The 2,508-nt window shown below is 44.5% G+C and carries 3 protein-coding genes; 2 read left to right on the forward strand and 1 reads right to left on the reverse strand.

Features of this window, described 5'->3' with window-relative positions:
- A partial coding sequence (locus J7K79_RS07910; protein ID WP_296907270.1) for a hypothetical protein occupies positions 1–180 on the forward strand: 180 nt, incomplete at its 5' end.
- A gap of 18 nt (positions 181–198) precedes the next feature.
- Here the strand turns inward: J7K79_RS07910 and J7K79_RS07915 are convergent.
- The gene (locus tag J7K79_RS07915) at positions 199–354 is read right to left on the reverse strand and encodes a hypothetical protein (RefSeq protein WP_296907272.1); all 156 of its coding nucleotides are present in this window, start codon (positions 352–354) and stop codon (positions 199–201) included.
- A gap of 540 nt (positions 355–894) precedes the next feature.
- Here J7K79_RS07915 and mutL point away from each other — a divergent pair.
- Positions 895–2,433: a DNA mismatch repair endonuclease MutL gene (mutL, locus tag J7K79_RS07920; protein WP_366932608.1), complete on the forward strand. Its 1,539-nt coding sequence runs from the start codon at positions 895–897 to the stop codon at positions 2,431–2,433.
- Positions 2,434–2,508 lie beyond the last annotated feature (75 nt).

Below are 2,508 nucleotides of genomic sequence, written 5' to 3' on the forward strand. Positions count from 1 at the left end.
GCGAGTGCCATGGACAACGTGACGAAGATAGTGGAGGGAGTTGTTGAAAGCCTCAACAAGATAGAAAGTCTCATTGAAAGTCAAACCTCTTCCTCTGCCAAAGTCAATGAGGCGGCAGAGAGACTTTTGAGAATTTCTTCAGAACTTTCCGAAGCTACATCAAAATTTAAAATAAAATAGCGGGATTCTCCCCGCTTTTTATTTCATCAGTCGATATCCAGGATTCTCTGCTGTGAGTAAATCTACTCCGTTCAAAACAGAGCCTAGTTCATTCAGTTTGTTTCCTCCGATGATTCCTATCGTTTCTGCTCCGAGAAATTCTAAGAACCTCGAAATTTTTTCATAGAATCCCACTCTGCGGAAACCCCGGTTTTGTGAACCGAGGAGCAGAATAAAGCCCGCAAAATTTCTCACACGTTTGTTAATATACGTATGAGATGTGAAGAAAACAGGTGACTCTATCTTGCAAACTCAAGCTCAAACTAACTAAGGCAACATTCGAAAACTACCCAGGCTCTACTACAACACAATTAGAGAGTTTCAATCTTCCTACCCAGCTTGCTATCAATGCAGAACGTGAAGCAGCCTTGATACATCAGATGCTCTGAGCTCAATACAAGGAACTGAGACGTAGAAAACCAGATTCCAAGGCTGCAAAGAAATTCTGGGACAAGTCTCCTAAGCGCAAGTCTCTAATAGCAAAATATACCTATAATCGCACCGCATTCTTCAAACAGATCGATGGAAACTGGTATGTTTGCGAATCAAGTGGATACGAATCTACGGCTGGAACAAGCACTACGAATACCTGAGACAGGGCAGAATCGGAGATCCCATCTTGAGATTCGACATGGTGTTAAAATCACTCTGAAAAAAGAACAAGGAGTGAAATCTTTGAAGATAAAGAGACTCCCAGAAAGTCTCATCAGAAAGATCGCTGCGGGCGAGGTGATTCATAATCCTTCCTTTGTCGTGAAAGAACTCATTGAAAATAGCCTGGATGCGCAGGCCACCCGGATCGTGGTCGAAGTGGAGAACGGCGGAAAAAATCTTGTTAGAGTATCAGACAACGGTATCGGTATGACAAAAGAGGAAGTGCTCCTTGCGATAGAACCTCACACCACCAGTAAGATAGAGAGCGAAGAAGACCTTCACAGAATAAGGACCTATGGTTTCAGAGGAGAGGCACTCGCTTCGATCGTTCAGGTGAGCAGAGTGAAAATCGTAACAAGAGCAAAGGAAGGTCCATTGGCGTCGCTGGTTCTAGCCTCAGCAGGCAAGGTGGAAGGAGTATCAGAAACGCCCAGGGAAGTGGGTACAACGGTGGAAGTGAAGGATCTGTTTTTCAACCTTCCCGTTCGGAGAAAGTCTTTGAAATCCTCTTCAATAGAACTCAGAATGTGTCGTGAGATGTTCGAAAGATTCGCTCTTGTGCAAAATAATGTGGACTTCACCTTTGTTTCAGATAGAAAGATAGTTTACTCCTTTCCAACAACGGAAAATGCCTTCGAAAGGGCTCTTTTAATACTCGAAGACCTAAGAAAAGCTCATATCACGTTCGAAGAAGATCTTTCAGATCTGAAGATAAGAGGTATCATCTCACCGCGCGAAATCACAAGGCCGAACAGAACGGGGGAGTATTTCTATGTGAACGGGCGTTTCGTGATCTCTGAAGAACTCCACGAGGTTCTCATGAAGGCCTATGACCTTCCAAAAAGAAGGTATCCGATCGTTGTTTTGTTCATAGAGACAGATCCGGAAAAACTAGATGTCAACGTTCACCCATCAAAGATCGTTGTGAAGTTTCTGGAAGAAGAAAGGGTCAAGAGAGCCCTGGAGGAAGTTTTAACGAAAAACCTGGCAAAGAAATGGTACAGGTCGATTACGTACGAGGATATATCCACTCGAATGCTGAGTGTAGCGGAGTCTCCTTCTTACAGGTGGTTTCTCGTGAGGAAAAAGTATGCCCTTGTGGAGACAGAAGAGGCTCTTCTTTTCATCGACCTTCATGCGCTTCATGAGCGAGCTATTTACGAGGAGATCCTCTCAAAGAGGATGTGGAAATCAAGAAAGCTGACGAGAAGGATCGTTGTTAACCTGTCGAGTGAAGAGAGGGAAAAGCTGGAAGAGTTTGGTTTTTCCTTCCAGTCGGAGGGTAAGTCTCTGGTGGTTCTGGAAGTCCCCGAGTTTCTCACAGAAGATGTCGTGGGAGAGTTTTTTAAAGAAGTTTCCTGGGGCAGTACGAAGATGTTGAAGGAGAAAATCGCCCTTGCCGCATGTAAGCTTGCCACAAAATCCGGCGATTTCGATGAAAAAACGGCATCAAAGCTTGTGAATCTTTACTTCAAGAAGAAATACGAAAGGTGTCCACACGGAAGACCGGTGGCCTTCAGGATCAGCTACGAAGATCTTGACCGGTTCTTCGAACGCTAACCCATCTTCACAACATCAACACTGGTTATGAAGACGAGACCATCGAAGTTTGTACCATCGAGCTCGCCTAGAAAC

Source organism: Thermotoga sp. (assembly GCF_021162145.1).
Classification (GTDB): domain Bacteria; phylum Thermotogota; class Thermotogae; order Thermotogales; family Thermotogaceae; genus Thermotoga.